The following is a 16,404-nucleotide window of genomic DNA, read 5'->3' as shown; positions in this document are numbered from 1 at the left end:
TGATGTCAAATTTGATTGGATATACAACGGGCGTTTTTGATCTTTTTCATGTTGGCCATGTCAATATTCTAAGACGGGCAAAGCTTGAGTGTGATTACTTGATCGTAGGCGTCTCAACGGACGATTTGGTCTACAAGTTGAAGGGCATAAAGCCCTTTATTCCTTTTGATGAAAGAGTTGAAATACTAAATAGTATTAAGTATGTCGATGAAGTAGTCCCTGAAACTTCGAATGACAAGTTGAAAGCTTGGGAAAACCTTAAGTTTGATAGGATTTTCAAAGGTGATGATTGGAAGGGTAGTGAGTTGTGGAATAGTTTGGAGATTGAATTTAACAAAAGAGGAGTGGATGTTTCCTTCTTTTCCTACACTAAAAATACGAGTAGTACGAAAATAAGAGACTTAGTAAACTCGCAGTTGGTGGAAGCGTGCTAGTGCTCGGATTAGTTTAGGTGTTGAAGGTTACTTAAATTAATTAAGTCAAGCATATAAAGTATCAGTTTCAGTTGTTGATATGTGGGGAGAATGCCTAAACACAGTTTTCTTTCCATAAAAAAATTGTTGAGTTTAGAGGGTTTGTTTTGAAGTTTATTCATATTCATATTGGAAAATGTGCTGGTGGAAGTATAAATATCGCGCTAAATAAGAATGGTATCAGGTTTACGGAGCTTCATTGTGGTGCGGCTAACGTCCAGCTAGAGCATGAGATAAGTAATGATGATGGAGAGAACTTCTATTTGATTTCTCTTAGAGATCCAATTAAAAGGTTTGTCTCATCCTTTAATTTTGATAAATATGAAAAAATTATCTCTGGAAATTGTAAGAATTCAGGTTGGCGTAGAATCTATGAGAATTTTGATTCGGCAAATGAATTAGCCGAAGGATTGCTTTCTTCGGATCAGGATGTCAGGGATCTGGCTCATTACGCACTCAATAAGAGTAAGCTTCATATGCATATGGGTCTCTCATGGTATGTGCCGATTTTTATGGTCAAAAAACTACCGCTAAATAGAGTGCATATTATAAGGACAGAAAACTTAGATAATGATTTCAATGAATTTTTGAAACGTTTTGGAAAAGAAAATGTTCTTACTAAAATGCCCAGCGATAAAAAATCAGAGAATTTTTTGGAGAAAATAGATGTAAAAAACCCGAAGAAGCTAAGCAATAAGTCAATTGCTATTTTGACTGCATTTTTGCTAGATGATTATTATGTGCTGGATCATTTCTTCGAGTCAGGGTTGCTAGATTCCCCCTACAAAAGACTTATTTGAAGATTATAGATGGTGTTTGTAAATTGTATTTAAAGGATATTTTATTTTTGTGAATCCTTTTGTTTTTATCCATATCCCAAAAACTGCAGGTACCAGTTTTAGAATTGGTGCAGATTCTTTTTTTGGCAGTGAGAGTGTATGTAGAGATTATGGCTTAAAGTCACCAGAAACTAGTGAAATCATTAAGGTCTGGAACGCCGGAGTCCGGGATAAGTGGGAGTTTAAGAAGAGATTCGAAGAGGCCAGGTATCAGTTTCTCACTGGACATTTCCATGCAGCTGTATATGCCCCACTTTTTGGTGTTAGCAAAATGTTTACATTTGTGCGTGATCCAGTCCAGAGGCTAGTTTCAGAGTACCACCATATGGTTAGAAACTACAGGTATGATGAATCGTTCGAGGACTTTTATCGGGCGCCCCATAATATCAATCGCCAGCAGCGTATCTTGGGGCGTATACTCTGGCCTGCGATTGGTTTTATTGGTTTGACAGAAATGTACGAGCAGTCGCTGTATTTATTTAACCGAAAATATTCTTTGGATATTCCTATTTATAGAGAGAATCTTGGCCGAATTAATTTAACAGATAATTATGAATTACCGACTTTTCAAGAAGAAGAACTACGCCGCTTAAACGCTGAGGATATCGCACTGTATAAATCTATCAAGACGCAGTTTAGATGGCGGTTAAAGTTAGCTGAAACAGGGCGGAACTTTGTTTTAGGTGCATTAAGGCAAGTGGAAAAAGAGCGCTTGTCTGGATGGGCGATAGCAGAAAATAGAGAGGAGCCGATCGTAATTCAGGCGCGGGTAGGTGGTAATATTATCGGTGTAAGCCATGCTATACAGGATCGCCCGTGGTTACGAGGGATGGGGGTTGGACGTGGTGGATTTGTGGGTTTTTCGTTCGATGTGTCTCAGTTGAAGGCAGGGGATAAAGTTGAGTGTGTGGTCGCTTCTACCGAGCAGCCATTGGCTGGGTCCCCTTGGACAGTGTAGGCCTCGGATTACAGTAAATTTATATGAAGTCTATCGTGGTTAACTGTATCAAATCTCTATTTCGTGCCGAGTTGGCTTCTAAGCTTGAGCCTATTGCGGATATTGAGTGTGTAAAGATTGCTGAGGAAGGTAAGCGTTGGCTTTCTGTTAGCGAGAATCCATGTTTCGCAATTCGTAGAGGTGGATTTTTACCTGGCTGGTATATGTTGGAGCTTGAGCTTAACTATGATAAGGCTGGGGCGGATGCTACTTTATTTATCGATGCGGGTCAAAACTATAAGGGGGCGACAACAATTTCCTTACCGCTTCGAAACGGGAAGATTGCAAAGCGGTTGCTTTATTTTCCGGAGCGGATAAAGTCAATAAGGCTTTCGCCAATGGAGGCCTCTGGCCCCTTCTCTGTTGAGCACTTTCGTATAGTGCGTCTTGCCTCATGGTTTGCACGCGATAGATTAGCGCAACGTTTGTCTAGTATGCATCCCGAATTTAGGGGGTTGAGTAAGTCTAAGGTGCTTGCCAAGCTTGAGTATAAGAAGAAAGGTCTAGGCTTGAGCTGGCACCAGTTCGCATTAGAGCGCTATGGTGAGACTTTTATTCGTAGAAGACATGATCGAGATTATCAGCAATGGATTGATAGAGTAGAGGATCAGTATCAGGTATCAGCTACTGATCGAAAAGAAAATAGCACACAGAGTGGTCCACTCATCTCAATACTTCTGCCTACCTATAATTCTAATATTTCAATGCTGAAGGCTTGTATAGACTCAGTCTTAGCTCAGACTTACTCCAATTGGCAGTTATGTATTGCTGATGATAGATCTACAGATCCTGAAATATGGGATTGCCTACTTTCCTATCAGGCTCAAGATTCACGAATTCAATTGATTTTACGTGATAAAAATGGGCATATTTCAGTTGCGAGTAATAGTGCGCTTGAGCTAGCTAAGGGAGAATTCGTTACATTTCTTGATCACGATGACACTCTTTCTCCTGTTGCTTTGGAAAAGGTTTGTGATGCAATTTCTTTAAATCCGCAGGTATCTTTAGTTTATAGTGATGAGGACAAGATTGATGAAGCCGGCTTACGATTCGATCCTCACTTTAAGCCGAGTTGGAATCCCGACCTTTTGCTATCACAGAATTATATCTCCCATTTGGCCGTAATAAGATTAGAGTTGGTGCGGAAACTCGGCGGGTTTCGATTAGGAGTTGAAGGTAGTCAAGATCATGATTTGTTAATGCGCTGCTTACCTTATTTTAATGAAGATAATGTAGTTCATATCCCTAAAATTCTTTACCACTGGAGAGCAGTTGATGGTTCTACTGCACAGGATGGTGCTAATAAGGAATATACGGAACATGCTGGACTACGCGCAATAAATGACTATATCCATTCTACGGGGCTAGATGCTGAGGCGGGGTTAGGTAGTGTCCCAAACTCCTACCGAGTTCGATGGGCCTTACCCAAGCCTGAACCCATGGTGAGCCTGCTGATACCTACGCGTGATGGTTTCGATATCCTTAAGCCTTGTGTGGATGCGATTCTATCGAAGACTGATTACCCGAATTTCGAATTACTGATTTTGGACAACCAGAGTCGCTGTGACAAGACTCTCCAGTACTTCAAGGAGGTTAGCTCTGACCATAGGGTCAAGATTCATCAGTGGAACCACCCTTTTAATTACTCTTCGATCAATAATTTTGGGGCGGAAATCGCTGTTGGGGAGGTTCTGGGGTTAATCAATAATGATATTGAGCCTATCAATGGTGATTGGTTGAGGGAAATGGTAAGTCATGCACTTAGGCCGGAGATTGGCTGCGTGGGGGCTAAACTTTACTATCCCAATAACACAATCCAGCATGGAGGAGTGATTTTAGGTATTGGTGGTGTAGCGGGGCATGCACACAAATACTTCCACCGTAATGAGTATGGCTATTTCTCACGTCTTCAGTTGGTTCAGAACTTGTCTGCGGTGACAGGCGCTTGCTTATTTCTGCGGAAGTCGATTTTTGAGAAAGTGGGGGGCCTGGAAGAAAAGCACCTTGCAGTGGCCTTTAATGATGTAGATTTATGCTTAAAAGTACGTGAAGCGGGTTATCAAAATTTGTGGACGCCTTATGCTGAATTGTATCATCACGAATCAGTATCTCGGGGTGCTGACAATACCTTGACAAAGCGGCGGCGTGCACAGCGGGAAGCTGATTATTTGCGCAGTCGCTGGGGAAACTTATTAGATTCTGATCCTGCCTATAACCCTAACCTGACTCTGGTTCACGAGGATTTCTCTCTGGCTTCAGTTTGAACGAACCACAAGTTCATGCCCTAGCTAGTTGTAGGGTTTCTGTTACGAGTCGAGAATTGAGATACAGGTCTTTGGAAGATACTGGAGACCAGTATCTTCTTGGTAGTTTGCTAAGTAAGTTCGTCATCATAAATGCTTGAGAGAGGCATATTTCCGCTGGATTTGGCATAATCCCTATTCGCCATAGGCGTACAGTAACAAAATCCTAGCTATTGGTAATTAGTGCGGCTTGCCATCTTATGACTCTTCCTCAATTTTTTGTCGCTGGTATCTTCGTTTTTGTTATCGGTTCATTAATCCTTACCCGCTTCCGCCCTTCCTTGATCTTTGCTTCAGCTGCTGGTGCTTGTTTCTTGACCGGATTGGTACCTGCAGAGATAGTATTGCAGAAGGGATCTAATCCGGGTTTAGTAACATTGGTCGTGTTGTTGTTGGTATCGCTAGGGCTAGAGAGGACTCGTTGGCTGCGAGTGGTTTCAGGGGGGCTGATTAAGGGTTCCCTTAGGGCTAGCTTGCTTAGACTTTCTGCTGCTACTGCATTAAGTTCTGCTTTTTTAAATAATACGGCAGTGGTTGCAGCTCTTGCATCCAGTGTCAAAGGGCAGCGACGCTTGCCGCCTGCCAAACTTCTGATACCACTGTCATATGCAGCCATTCTTGGGGGGACCCTTACCCTGATTGGAACCTCCACGAACCTAATTGTCAATAGTTTTGTGTTGGACCGTGGTCTGCCCAGCTTGGATTTTTTTGCTTTTGTGCCTGTGGGTTTGGCTGCGACACTAGTAGGGTTGAGCGTTCTATTGCTGTGTAACCGTTTGCTGCCAGAAGGGAGTGTAACGGATGAACCTGTGACTGAGTATCTGCTGGAAGCGGAAGTAATTGAAGGCTCTCCCCTTGATGGAAAAAGCGTCGAGCAGAATCATCTGCGCAACCTGGAGACTTTCTATCTGATTGAGATTGTGAGGGGCGACCAGGTGATTAGCCCAGTTGGACCTTCGGAAGTGATCCGTTGCGGAGATAAGTTGATTTTTAGCGGTGATGTTCGAGATCTCGGGCGCTTACAAGATATAGAGGGGTTACGCTTGTTCGCGTTAGAAGATGAGAAACTGGATTTAAACCTTACTGAAGTGGTACTTACCCCTAGTTCAAGTATCCTTGGGCAATCATTAAAAAGCTGTAACTTCCGTACGCGCTTTGATGCAGCAGTGGTAGCAATGCGACGTGGTGGCGATCGCCTGTCGGGTAAGTTAGGAGAGGTTGAGTTGCGTGCGGGAGACGCCCTTTTGTTGGCAGTGGGTCCGGACTTTCGTCATCACCTGAATATTGATAAGAACTTCTATGTGATTAGTGGCACTGAAGTGCGACGTGACTTATCACGACGGGATAATTGGCTGTTAGGTCTGGGCTTTACAGCAGTTGTGGCGGGAGCTGCGCTAGGTCACTTTTCGCTATTGAAGGGGTTGGTCGTACTACTTGGTGGCATGATCGCTCTTGGTATTGTGTCTACTACTGAGTTACAGAGGCGGTTTCCTTTTCAGATCTGGTTGATTATTGCTAGTGCTTTGGTGCTTGCGGAAGCCTTCGCTGGTAGCGGCTTGGCAGATGTGCTGGCTGAGGGGCTCAAAGGGCTCCTTGCTGATTGGGGGCCAATGGCGGGGTTTGTAGGTATCTTTATTTTGACTCTAGTATTAACAGAGCTGATGACGAACAACGCAGCTGCCGCCTTGACTTTTCCTTTGGCCTGGAGCTTAGCCGATAGTTTTGGGGTCAGCTGGATGCCTTTTGTAATGGCCGTAGCTTATGGGGCGAGTGCAAGTTTTTTGACGCCTTTCGGTTATCAAACAAACCTTATAGTACAAAATCTTGGTGGATATCATTTACGCGATTTTCTTCGTGCAGGCCTGCCTCTGACTATTGCTTATTCTTTGGTTGTTCTGTTGTTACTACCAATCGTATTTCCCTTTGAGATTTGAGTGGCCTGGAGGTTAATTTGGAACTTGCTAGCCGTTGGCTAATCGTAGAAGAAGGTCGTAATCCCTCTTCGGATTATTTTGTCTTGCCATTTCTACAAAAGATGGGGGCCAGTTACGAGCGTTTAGGTTTTAATGATCTCCCATTAGAGGAAAATATACGGGATACAAATATTATATTTGTGCGTTATATTTCTGAGAAATGGCAGTCATTTATAAAAAAAAATATTAAATTGATTTCCAGGGTGTTTTTTTTTATTGATGATGATTTATTTGATAGGCAAACCTTTTCAAATTTGCCAATTAGATACCGTTTCAAGCTGCTTCGATATGGGTGGTCAAAGCAAAAGTGGCTGAAGTCTGTTGGAGCTCAGTTGTTGGTTTCAACTCCTTATTTACAGAATAAATACAGTGACTGGAAGCCAAGATTATTGCAGGCGGAGCCCATTAATACACCTGGTGGCGATTGCATAAATCTTTTTTATCATGGTTCTGCATCGCATCAAGAGGATATCCAGTGGTTGCACCCTGTGGTACGTGAGGTTCTTAGGGAGAATCAAAAATTGAACTTTGAAATAATTGGAAATACCTATGTGAATCGTCTCTTTTCCGATATGCCAAGGGTTAAAGTGTTACACCCTATGAAGTGGCCCACTTATTTATCGATGCTGCAGGTGCCGGGGCGTAATATAGGTTTAGCTCCCTTATTAGATATACCTTTTAATAGAGCAAGGTCTCACACTAAGTTTTTTGATGTTACTCAGACTGGGGCTGTGGGTATTTACGCTGCTGGTGATATTTATGGCAAAGTGGTTCGTCATCGTGAAAATGGGTTGCTTTTACCCATGGATCCTTCGCAATGGATCGAAGGGATTCTTGCTTTGGCAGAGGATGAGGTGTTGCGAAAAAATATGTTGGCTGAGGCACAAAAATGCCTGTAGCCGGACACTGTTCTTTAGGTTTGCGGAAACACCGGACTCTAGAAAGCCTACTCGATATACGCTGCCAGTATATTACGTTCAAGCCCGCTAGTTATGTGAGTTATATGATTGGTTGGGGGCTTAAACCAACAGCGATGAAAGCAAAAAGGATCGCTCTACGGGCAGGGCTTCCATTTGCATGTATAGAAGATGGGTTTTTACGTTCGCTCGGGTTGGGAGTTAATGGAGCGGTTCCGCATAGTCTGGTGGTTGATAAAACCGGGATCTATTATGATGCATCTCGACCAAGTGATTTAGAAACATTGATAGCTCTAGCTGACTTCACTTCTGAAGAACTGGAGCGAGCGGAGAAAGGGGTAGAGCTATTACGAGCTAATAGGCTTTCTAAATATAATCAATCCATAGATAAGCCCTTAGATTGGCCAACTAATTTGAAAAGGGTTTTAGTTGTAGATCAGACTTTTGGTGATGTCTCTGTTTCGGCTGGCCAGGCTTCTGAATCTCATTTTCTGGCCATGCTGGATAGTGCTATTGAAGATAACCCTGAAGCCGAGATATGTGTAAAAATACACCCGGATGTTATAACAGGGAAGAAGAAGGGTTATTTATTAAGTTTAGCTTTTGAAAAAGGCTGTAGAATTATATCTGAAGATATCTCACCTTGGGCTATTTTTGACTATGTGGAAAAAGTTTATGTTGTCACTAGTCAGCTGGGGTTTGATGCTTTAATTGCAGGGAAAGAAGTACACTGCTTTGGTGTTCCTTTTTATTCTGGGTGGGGATTAACTAAAGATAGACAATTTTTATCACGTCGCAATATCAACAGATCTCTTTCGCAGCTCTTTTGTGCTGCTTATTTGAGGTATTGTCGATATATAAACCCATATACCGGTGATAAATGTGAGTTTGAAGAGACGGTTGCTCTGATTGCGGAGCAAAAGAGGCAGTGGCTTAGGTTTCAAGGTGCTTGGTTAGGTGTGGGCTTTTCATCATGGAAGAGAAAGTTTATTCCTAATTTTCTTGGTAAAAAGAGAAAGGTGGACTTTGTTAGAGGCACAAGCTCTATCAGTCAGTGTGCAGCGGGCGCTAATATTTTTGTTTGGGCTAGTCGGCCAACGAACTCATTGCAGAAAAAGATTGAGGAGATTCAAGCTCGTCTTTGGAGAGTTGAAGATGGGTTCATACGTTCAGCAGGGCTAGGTGCGGACTTGGTTGCACCCACTTCTTTAGTGTTTGATTCCCGGGGTATTTACTTTGATGCCCGGTCACCCAGTGATCTTGAAATTATTTTAAGTGATACTAATTTTAGTGATGAAATACTTAATAGGGCGAAAAGCCTTCATCTGCTACTTTTAAGAAAAAGAGTTACAAAATATAACATTCAGGGCTCAGTAAATCTCTCTCTTCCTGATAATAAGAAAATTATTTTAGTTCCTGGGCAGGTGGAAAGCGATGCCTCAATTGCTTATGGTTCTCCTGTTATAAAAAGTAACCATTCTCTTTTGGAGAGTGTAAGGAAGGGAAATCCAGAAGCATATATTATCTATAAACCGCATCCCGATGTGGTTGCTGGTGCTCGCTTGGGAGAGTTACCCCAAGGATCTAAGCGATTATATGACTTGCTTGTCACTGAAGGAGATATCTCTCTAATATTGGATGAGGTTGATGAGGTGCATACCTTGAGTTCTCTGGCGGGGTTTGAAGCCTTACTTAGAAAAATTAAGGTTGTCACTTATGGTTTACCTTTTTATTCCGGCTGGGGGTTAACTGAGGACACTCTGCTCTCCAAGGCAGGGGGTGATAGGACGGATTTTGACGTTTTCAAGCAAAGGCGGCGACGTAAATTGACTTTAGATGAATTAATCGCGGGAACCTTGCTACTTTACCCGGTATATGCTGATGCTGCGACAGGGGATTACATTGATGCAGAGACCGCAGTTAAGTTGGTAGAAAAAAAACGATCTTTATATGATGGCGGGAGCTTTTTCTTTAAAGTTTTTTGCTGGTATAGAAAGAATTTTCTTCGCTATTGATAAATATATCAATGAATGCTCCGTATGATAGGCGGCAAAGCGAAACTGTATTTCCATATAAATAATATATTTTTAGATATGTATCTTTGGGAGGTGATAATGCTAAGCCGAATACTTGCTTTGACTTGGAAAATACCTAAGTGGTCTTTCGAGTTGGTTAGTTGGGGGAAGAGTTTTAAGAATAATCCTATTATTGGAAGCTACTGGCTTAATGTATTCGGGTTGCATGTTTTTAGGGTGATAGTTGCACATATACTATTTCGAGTTCGGTTGTTTCTTCTTTCCCCAATTGTTCCTTCAGAGTATCGAGGAGAATTTATTAAGAACGGCTATATTTTAAGGGAGAATTTTCTTAATGAAGATCAATTTTTCCGCTTGGCTGAAGAGCTTGATCAGTTTGAGGGGCCAGTTAGAGAGATAATCGAAGGGACAACAGTAACTCAGAGAATCTTTATGGATTATGAGGAGCGAAGAAAAGCTCCGGAATTTAAAAAGTTAGCTGAAAATCAATTGTTGGATCGGTTGATGCGATTTTGTTCATCAAAAAATCGCCCTCCTTTATTCTATATAGAAAATCTTTGTAATCATGAAGATGTGAATCGCCGACCTGATCCTCAGCGTGATTTACATGCAGATACTTTCCACCCGTGTGTTAAGGCGTGGTTATACATTGATGAGACAAGTGATAATAATGGCGCTTATATCTATGTGCCTGGATCGCATAAACTCTCATGGAAAAGATTAAAATGGGAGTACAAAGAAAGCCTTGAAGCATGTAAAAAAGGTAGTAAACGCTCGCCTGGACGCTATTGGGATGGATCATTTCGGGTCGCAGGCAAAGATCTGAGCGAAATGGGGTATCAAATAAAAAAGCTATCCGTTCCTGCGAATACTTTAGTAATTGGTAATGTGTATGGTTTCCACTGTCGCGGTGAAGCACTCCAAAAGTCAAAACGTATGACGGTGTGGATGCAGGCCCGTGATAACCCCTTCAATCCATTGTTTACTCCTTTTCCTAAAATTACTGCGAGAGTTTTTGAAGGAATCTGGAAAAAGGCCTTAAAGCGTCTAGACCAAGGCAAAATCAATAGTGGGGAGCAGCGAAACTTTTACGGCCGATTATCTCGTCCCAAACAAAAGAAGATCGTGGAGAAAGCTTAACTCTCGAGTTTCTGAAGTATTTTAAGGGGTCATAAAAACTCTGATAGTTATTGCCTGAGATAAGCAACCTTGCTTGATTTTTTGGGTGTTGGGGTTAATCAATATAATGTTGGTTAGCCCGAAGTGTGGCTGCTTTGTTGGATGAATTGTGATCTGGTTAATTGTAATCGCCGCAGATTTAAGTAGAGTGCTTACTTAATTGCCGAAAATTTTCTTGAAGGCATGTTTCTTAGCTTCGTTTATGATGATGTGCATAGTTGTATGATGAAAGTATTATTTTGATAAAAATGGCTTCTCCAGCTTTATTAAATGGACTTAGTATTCTATACAGGGAAAAGGCTTCTCTGTTTATATTTTATACTTTTCCGTCATGTGCGAGTTTTATCTCTACCAATTTTTTACTTCAGTAAGAAGTTAACAACTGTAGAAGAAAATCAATCCGTTTGGTAGAATTTTGCGCCAATTGGCACTCCAATACCTGTTATGTTCGTTTAGTTGATGAATTTCCTGTTGGGCCCAATGGAGCCACAGAGTGGCACATGCCAATGTGTCAGTGAACTGAGTGGCTAATATACGGCATGGTAATGGTTTTGATTAACCAATAATTTATATGTGCTCAAATTCTAAGCGTCAAATAGCAAGTTTTAGGAGTAGGATGAATAATGTCTGTGGCAGTCTTTTTACAAGGGCCTCATGGTCCGTTCTTTGCGAAGTTGGCAAAGCGGCTTTCACAACAAGGTATAACCACGCATAAAATTAGCTTCAACGGCGGTGATCGCTACTTTGCTTGGGCTGACTTTCTGGTTGATTTCACAGGAAGTGAAGGTGACTGGGCATCCTTTTTTAAGTCTTATTTATTGAAGCATGACGTTGAAGCCGTATTTGTGTACGGTGACTGCCGCCGTTATCACTCCCAAGCTCGGGTCGTTTGCGAATCTTTGGGTGTTGCTTTTGGGGTGTTTGAGGAGGGATACCTACGCCCGGACTTTGTCACGTTGGAGTGGGGCGGTGTAAATGCGTTTTCCCAGATGGATTGGACACGGGATGCGATCGAAAAGTATGAATCTGATCTACGAAAACCTTGTGCTCCGCCGGTAGGGCAAACGTTTTGGCATCGGGCTTCCTATGCGATGGGCTACTATACAGCGATGCGTCTTGCCCGGTCAGAATTTCCTGCTTATCACCACCATCGACACAGGGATTGGAAGGCTGAAGGTATATGCTGGCTAAGAAGTTTCGTGCGCAAAGGGTTGTATAAGATAACAGAGCGCAATTTGACTTCTAAGCTGACGAGGGAGTTTAGTAAGCGTTTTTTCTTGTTTCCCCTGCAAACTCGCGACGATTTTCAGCTAAGAGAGCATTCTGATCTTCTCTCAATAGAAAATGCCATTGATCGCGTGTTGAAATCGTTTGCCAAGAATGCTCCAGATGATGCGGTTATCGTTTTAAAGCACCACCCTATGGATCGTGGTTTCTGTCATTACCAGAAATTGATTGATAGTTTGGAGGTTCGTTACAGTATTCAGGGGCGGGTGGTCTATTGCCATGACCTGCATTTACCTACTCTACTGGACCATGCTCGTGGCGTAGTTACAATTAATAGTACTGTTGGTATTTCTGCCCTTCTTCACAAGGTTCCCACAAAAGTACTTGGACGTGCGCTTTACGACATTTCAGGTCTGACTCATCAAGGCACACTATCCAGCTTTTGGGTTGAGCCCGAGAGCGTGGATGTTGCTTTTTTTAGGCGTTTCCATACCTACCTGTATGAGCAAACTCAGTTAGACGGTAGCTTTTCTAAGGCCGTTGGCGCCACCATTGAAGGTGTGGTAAAGCGGATAGAGTCTGCGGCTGAGGGTAGTCTCCAAGCCAAGCTTTCCATCACAAGCGAAAATAGTGCAAGTTGATTTTGTCGTATAGGCCTGGACTAGAGGTTAGGAATTTTGCATTCTTTCCCTCCTTGGTTCAGGCATTTCGTTCCGCTTACAGACCCCATCACTGCTTGTTTAAAAAATAGGCTGATCTGAATCGCCTAACCTGTTAGACTGCGCGGCCTTTTACCCACCGCTCCGGTCCCGCGATAGGGACTTTGGCTTCAAGTGAATTCCGAAATGACCGATACCCCTAAAGCGGCCGGCTTCGACCAGTTGGGTCTGCCGTCTGAAATTCTCAGCGCCATCGAAAAGCTCGGCTATGAGACTCCCTCCCCGATCCAGGCACAAACTATTCCGTCCCTGCTGGAGGGGCGGGATGTGCTAGGCCAGGCCCAGACCGGCACTGGCAAGACCGCAGCCTTTGCGCTGCCGCTACTCTCCCAGCTTGACCTGAAGGATCGTCGCCCTCAGGCACTGGTGCTGGCACCGACCCGCGAACTGGCTATTCAGGTGGCTGAAGCCTGCCAGTCTTACGCATCCAAGTTGAAAGGTTTCCACGTTGCGCCTATCTACGGTGGCGCTGACTACCGCGGCCAGATACAGCAGTTAAAGCGTGGTGTTCAGCTGGTGGTGGGCACCCCCGGACGGGTGATGGACCATATGCGTCGCGGTTCCCTGGATCTGTCCAATCTGCGCACCCTGGTGCTGGATGAGGCGGATGAAATGCTGCGCATGGGCTTTATCGATGATGTGCAGTGGGTATTGGAGCAGATTCCTGAAGAGCGTCAGATTGCGCTGTTCTCCGCCACTATGCCAAAAGAGATTGCCCGCATCGCCCGCGAGCATCTGGATGAGCCGGTTGAAGTAAAAATCCGTGTTAAGACCGAGACTGCGGAAACCATTCGCCAGCGCTACTGGCCAGTTGGTGGTCTGCACAAGCTAGACGCTTTGACCCGCATTCTGGAAGCGGAACCAGTGGACGCCACAATTATCTTTGTGCGCACCAAGAATAGCACTGTGGAATTGGCAGATAAGCTGGCCGCCAGAGGCTTTGCCAGCGCTGCCCTGAACGGCGATATGGCGCAGAACCTGCGCGAAGCCGTGATCGACAAGCTGAAAAACGGCAAGCTCGATATTGTTGTAGCCACTGATGTTGCGGCTCGTGGATTGGACGTAAAACGTATCAGCCACGTGATCAACTACGACATCCCCTACGACACCGAAGCCTATATCCACCGTATCGGCCGTACCGGCCGTGCCGGTCGCGAGGGCGATGCAATCCTGTTTGTGGCGCCCCGTGAGCGCCGGATGCTGCGGGTCATCGAAAAAGCGACCAAGAAGCCGATCGAAAAGTTGGAGCTGCCCAGCGCAGATGCGGTTAACAGCGCCCGTATGCAGCGCTTCCGCGAGCGCATCACTGCAACCCTGGAAGGCCAAACCGATCTGGCTCCCTACCGTCAGCTGGTTGAGGAATTCCTGGCCCAGAATGAGGTTGACCCTCTGGATGTTGCCGCCGCACTGGCTGCAATGGCCCAGGGTGATCAGCCGCTGTTGATCCAGGAGAAGGAGCAGAAACCGCGCAAAGAGCGCCGCGAGCGCGATGACGACTTTGACGGTGGCCGCCGCCGTAAGAAGGAAAGCTTCGAAAAAGATCGCAAGCTGCCGCCGCCCGATGAGGGGTTGGAGCGCTTCCGTATCGAGATCGGTCGCGAGCAGGGCGTTCGTCCCGGCAGCATTGTTGGCGCTATTGCCAATGAGGTGGATCTGGATAGTTCCTATATCGGCCGTATCGAAATCTACAACGAATTCACCACCGTAGATCTGCCCCAGGGAATGCCGAAAGAAGTGTTCCAACACCTGAAGAAGGTGCGCGTTGCCGGTAAGCCGATGAAGATCACTCGCTTCGATGAAGCAGCGGTCAAGTCGAAAGGGAAACCCAGGGGTAAGCCTAAGTTCAAGCCGAAAGGTAAGCCCAAAGCCAAGCGCAGCAATAACGACGACTAAGTCGTACTTGTTTTAGCAGGTTTATTCCGGGAGAGCGCAAGTCTGCGTTCTCCCATTCAGTCTCCCTTCTTCTATTTCTTCCCTGTCTTGAATTAGCGCTGCGGCAGCATACGGGTGAGTGTGTTATCACGGACAATAAAGTGGTGCCACAAGGCAGCGGCGATATGCAGTCCAACCAGTATGAGCAGGGCGGGCCACATTACATCTTTGTGCAGGAATGCGATTTGCTTGCCTAGATCCGGGTTTTCGGCGAACAGGTTGGGAACGGCAAACAGCCCAAAAAACTCAGTATCGCGGCCAAACAGTTGGCGCATTATGATGCCGGATACTGGCATAGCCAGAATTAACAGGTAGAGAGCACCATGGGTCAGGCTGGATAGTGCCTTCTGCCACTTCTTGCCTTCAGTCTGTGGGCGCTTGTGGCGCGCACGCCAGTAGAGGCGCAGGGCCAGAAGCATCAGGACACCGACTCCGAGGGAGAAGTGCAGCTGCATAAACCAGCCGCGCATGGGGTCGCCGCGCTCGTAAAACTCATGCAGTTCAACTGCTCCCCATACCGAGAGCAATAGGATTACAAAAAGCCAGTGCAGTCCTTTGCTCACTGAGTTCCAACGTTCAACCGGGTTTGACATAGAGGGCCTCCTACAAAGTCCAGGCATTTGGCCGGGTAAAGGCCAATGCCGTATATAGTTATTCGGTAATTGTACCGGCCTCGCCGGCCAGCCCAAACCATTGATTTGTTCGATCTAAAAACATTCGGCCTGTTTAATAATTGTGCTGAATTTGTGTAAGCCATTATTTCCACACAGGTCTAATCTGCCCAGTTAATTTTTGTAAGCTGTTAGGCCGGTTTTGCCACACTGGGGCTGGCTTTCGCAGCTCTCACGCCCTGCAGATTGGCAAAGCTGGTATCCCGCGCAGTTTTGAGGAAGTCTGCGAGATAGGGTCGCTCCAGCATATCTTCCCGCACTGCTGCGTAGAGTGTGCTCCAAAGGCCTTCTTTACCAAGGTGGAGCTGGGAAACAAAACCCTTTTGCAGGTACTCGTGTAGCGCCCAATTGGGCAGGGCGCAAACCCCTCGGCCGCTGGCTACTAACTGAACCATCATCACGGTGAGTTCTGCGGTTCGAACTTCTGAGGGTTCAATTCCAGCGGGGTCGAGGAAGTGCTGGAAGATATCCAGCCGCTCGCGCTCAACCGGATAGGTAATTTGGACTTCACCAGCCAATTCCTGCGGTTCTACCCAACGCCGTTTGCTCTCCTGCGCTAGAGGGTGTTTGCGACTTATGGCAAGGCACATTTCAAAGCTGAATAGCGGCTCGTAGTGCAGTCCTTTGAGATCGGGGTCTGGATTAGAAGTGACAACCAGGTCCAGATCGCCGCGCACCAGTGCGGGCAGGGGGGCGAAGTGGAAGCCGCTGCACAGGTCCAGTTCCACTTCTGGCCAGCTGTCCCGGAAGGTATTCAGTGCGGGCATCAGCCACTGGTAGCAGCTGTGGCACTCGATAGCGATATTGAGCCTGCCCGCTTGCCCAGATGCCAGTCGAGACAGGTCCCGTTGTGCTATAGCTACCTGGGGCAGTATGTCGTCCGCCAATTGCAGCAGTCTCAGACCGGCACTGGTAAATCGCAAAGGCCGGGATTTACGTATAAACAGTTCTTGGCCGAGCCGGTCCTCCATTTCGCGAAATAAGTGCGAAAGAGCCGACTGGGTCAGGTGAAGGCGCTCTGCTGCGCGTACCAGGCTGCCTGTCTCACGCAAAACACTCAGCGCACGCAAATGGCGCAATTCAATCATCATTAAAATTATTCATGTTATTTGCAGAAAATATGAAATTGATTGAACAG

At 45.3% G+C, this 16,404-nt stretch carries 12 protein-coding genes; 10 read left to right on the top strand and 2 right to left on the bottom strand.

Annotated features, from left to right (window positions below):
• Nucleotides 1–2: 2 nt before the first annotated feature.
• The 10 genes from ACJJI3_RS12335 to ACJJI3_RS12290 all read left to right on the top strand — a co-directional run bounded on the left by ACJJI3_RS12335 (nucleotide 3) and on the right by ACJJI3_RS12290 (nucleotide 14,556).
• Nucleotides 3–434 (top strand): FAD synthase family protein, encoded by a 432-nt coding sequence (locus ACJJI3_RS12335; protein ID WP_444939901.1) that lies wholly within the window; start codon nucleotides 3–5, stop codon nucleotides 432–434.
• Nucleotides 435–580: 146 nt separating this feature from the next.
• Complete coding sequence (locus tag ACJJI3_RS12330; protein ID WP_444939900.1) at nucleotides 581–1,273, top strand: hypothetical protein; 693 nt, start codon at nucleotides 581–583, stop codon at nucleotides 1,271–1,273.
• A gap of 49 nt (nucleotides 1,274–1,322) precedes the next feature.
• Nucleotides 1,323–2,270 (top strand): sulfotransferase family 2 domain-containing protein, encoded by a 948-nt coding sequence (locus tag ACJJI3_RS12325; RefSeq protein ID WP_444939899.1) that lies wholly within the window; start codon nucleotides 1,323–1,325, stop codon nucleotides 2,268–2,270.
• A gap of 23 nt (nucleotides 2,271–2,293) precedes the next feature.
• A complete protein-coding gene (locus ACJJI3_RS12320; protein ID WP_444939898.1) occupies nucleotides 2,294–4,573 on the top strand; it encodes a glycosyltransferase family 2 protein in 2,280 nt (759 codons plus the stop codon).
• A 239-nt stretch (nucleotides 4,574–4,812) separates the two neighbouring features.
• Nucleotides 4,813–6,546, top strand: coding sequence for an SLC13 family permease (locus ACJJI3_RS12315; RefSeq protein ID WP_444939897.1), 1,734 nt, complete (start codon nucleotides 4,813–4,815; stop codon nucleotides 6,544–6,546).
• A gap of 17 nt (nucleotides 6,547–6,563) precedes the next feature.
• Complete coding sequence (locus ACJJI3_RS12310) at nucleotides 6,564–7,484, top strand: glycosyltransferase family protein (protein ID WP_444939896.1); 921 nt, start codon at nucleotides 6,564–6,566, stop codon at nucleotides 7,482–7,484.
• 104 nt (nucleotides 7,485–7,588) lie between these two features.
• The gene (locus ACJJI3_RS12305; RefSeq protein WP_444939895.1) at nucleotides 7,589–9,517 is read left to right on the top strand and encodes a capsule polysaccharide biogenesis protein; all 1,929 of its coding nucleotides are present in this window, start codon (nucleotides 7,589–7,591) and stop codon (nucleotides 9,515–9,517) included.
• A 99-nt stretch (nucleotides 9,518–9,616) separates the two neighbouring features.
• Nucleotides 9,617–10,678 carry a phytanoyl-CoA dioxygenase family protein gene (locus tag ACJJI3_RS12300; protein ID WP_444939894.1) on the top strand — a complete coding sequence of 354 codons (1,062 nt, stop codon included), beginning with the start codon at nucleotides 9,617–9,619 and terminating at the stop codon, nucleotides 10,676–10,678.
• Between the two features lie 662 nt (nucleotides 10,679–11,340).
• Nucleotides 11,341–12,585 (top strand): capsule polysaccharide biogenesis protein, encoded by a 1,245-nt coding sequence (locus ACJJI3_RS12295; protein WP_444939893.1) that lies wholly within the window; start codon nucleotides 11,341–11,343, stop codon nucleotides 12,583–12,585.
• A 204-nt stretch (nucleotides 12,586–12,789) separates the two neighbouring features.
• The gene (locus tag ACJJI3_RS12290; RefSeq protein ID WP_444939892.1) at nucleotides 12,790–14,556 is read left to right on the top strand and encodes a DEAD/DEAH box helicase; all 1,767 of its coding nucleotides are present in this window, start codon (nucleotides 12,790–12,792) and stop codon (nucleotides 14,554–14,556) included.
• 92 nt (nucleotides 14,557–14,648) lie between these two features.
• Here ACJJI3_RS12290 and ACJJI3_RS12285 read toward each other — a convergent pair whose 3' ends face one another.
• Both ACJJI3_RS12285 and ACJJI3_RS12280 read right to left on the bottom strand, forming a co-directional pair.
• Nucleotides 14,649–15,188 carry a cytochrome b gene (locus ACJJI3_RS12285; RefSeq protein WP_444939891.1) on the bottom strand — a complete coding sequence of 180 codons (540 nt, stop codon included), beginning with the start codon at nucleotides 15,186–15,188 and terminating at the stop codon, nucleotides 14,649–14,651.
• 209 nt (nucleotides 15,189–15,397) lie between these two features.
• Entirely contained in the window at nucleotides 15,398–16,357 is a 960-nt protein-coding gene (locus ACJJI3_RS12280; RefSeq protein WP_444939890.1) for a LysR family transcriptional regulator, read from the bottom strand.
• Between the last annotated feature and the right edge of the window lie 47 nt (nucleotides 16,358–16,404).

Source organism: Microbulbifer maximicatervae (SeqCode) (assembly GCF_052466985.1).
Note: the sequence above shows the minus strand (reverse complement) of the source record. Positions and strands in the feature narration are given on the sequence as shown.

Coding starts and splice junctions, on each gene's coding strand:
- ACJJI3_RS12300 (WP_444939894.1), top strand. CDS start 9,617: ATGCTAAGCCGAATACTTGCTTTGACTTGGAAAATACCTAAGTGGTCT.
- ACJJI3_RS12305 (WP_444939895.1), top strand. CDS start 7,589: ATGATTGGTTGGGGGCTTAAACCAACAGCGATGAAAGCAAAAAGGATC.
- ACJJI3_RS12295 (WP_444939893.1), top strand. CDS start 11,341: ATGTCTGTGGCAGTCTTTTTACAAGGGCCTCATGGTCCGTTCTTTGCG.
- ACJJI3_RS12285 (WP_444939891.1), bottom strand. CDS start 15,188: ATGTCAAACCCGGTTGAACGTTGGAACTCAGTGAGCAAAGGACTGCAC.
- ACJJI3_RS12315 (WP_444939897.1), top strand. CDS start 4,813: ATGACTCTTCCTCAATTTTTTGTCGCTGGTATCTTCGTTTTTGTTATC.
- ACJJI3_RS12320 (WP_444939898.1), top strand. CDS start 2,294: ATGAAGTCTATCGTGGTTAACTGTATCAAATCTCTATTTCGTGCCGAG.
- ACJJI3_RS12290 (WP_444939892.1), top strand. CDS start 12,790: ATGACCGATACCCCTAAAGCGGCCGGCTTCGACCAGTTGGGTCTGCCG.
- ACJJI3_RS12335 (WP_444939901.1), top strand. CDS start 3: ATGTCAAATTTGATTGGATATACAACGGGCGTTTTTGATCTTTTTCAT.
- ACJJI3_RS12280 (WP_444939890.1), bottom strand. CDS start 16,357: ATGATGATTGAATTGCGCCATTTGCGTGCGCTGAGTGTTTTGCGTGAG.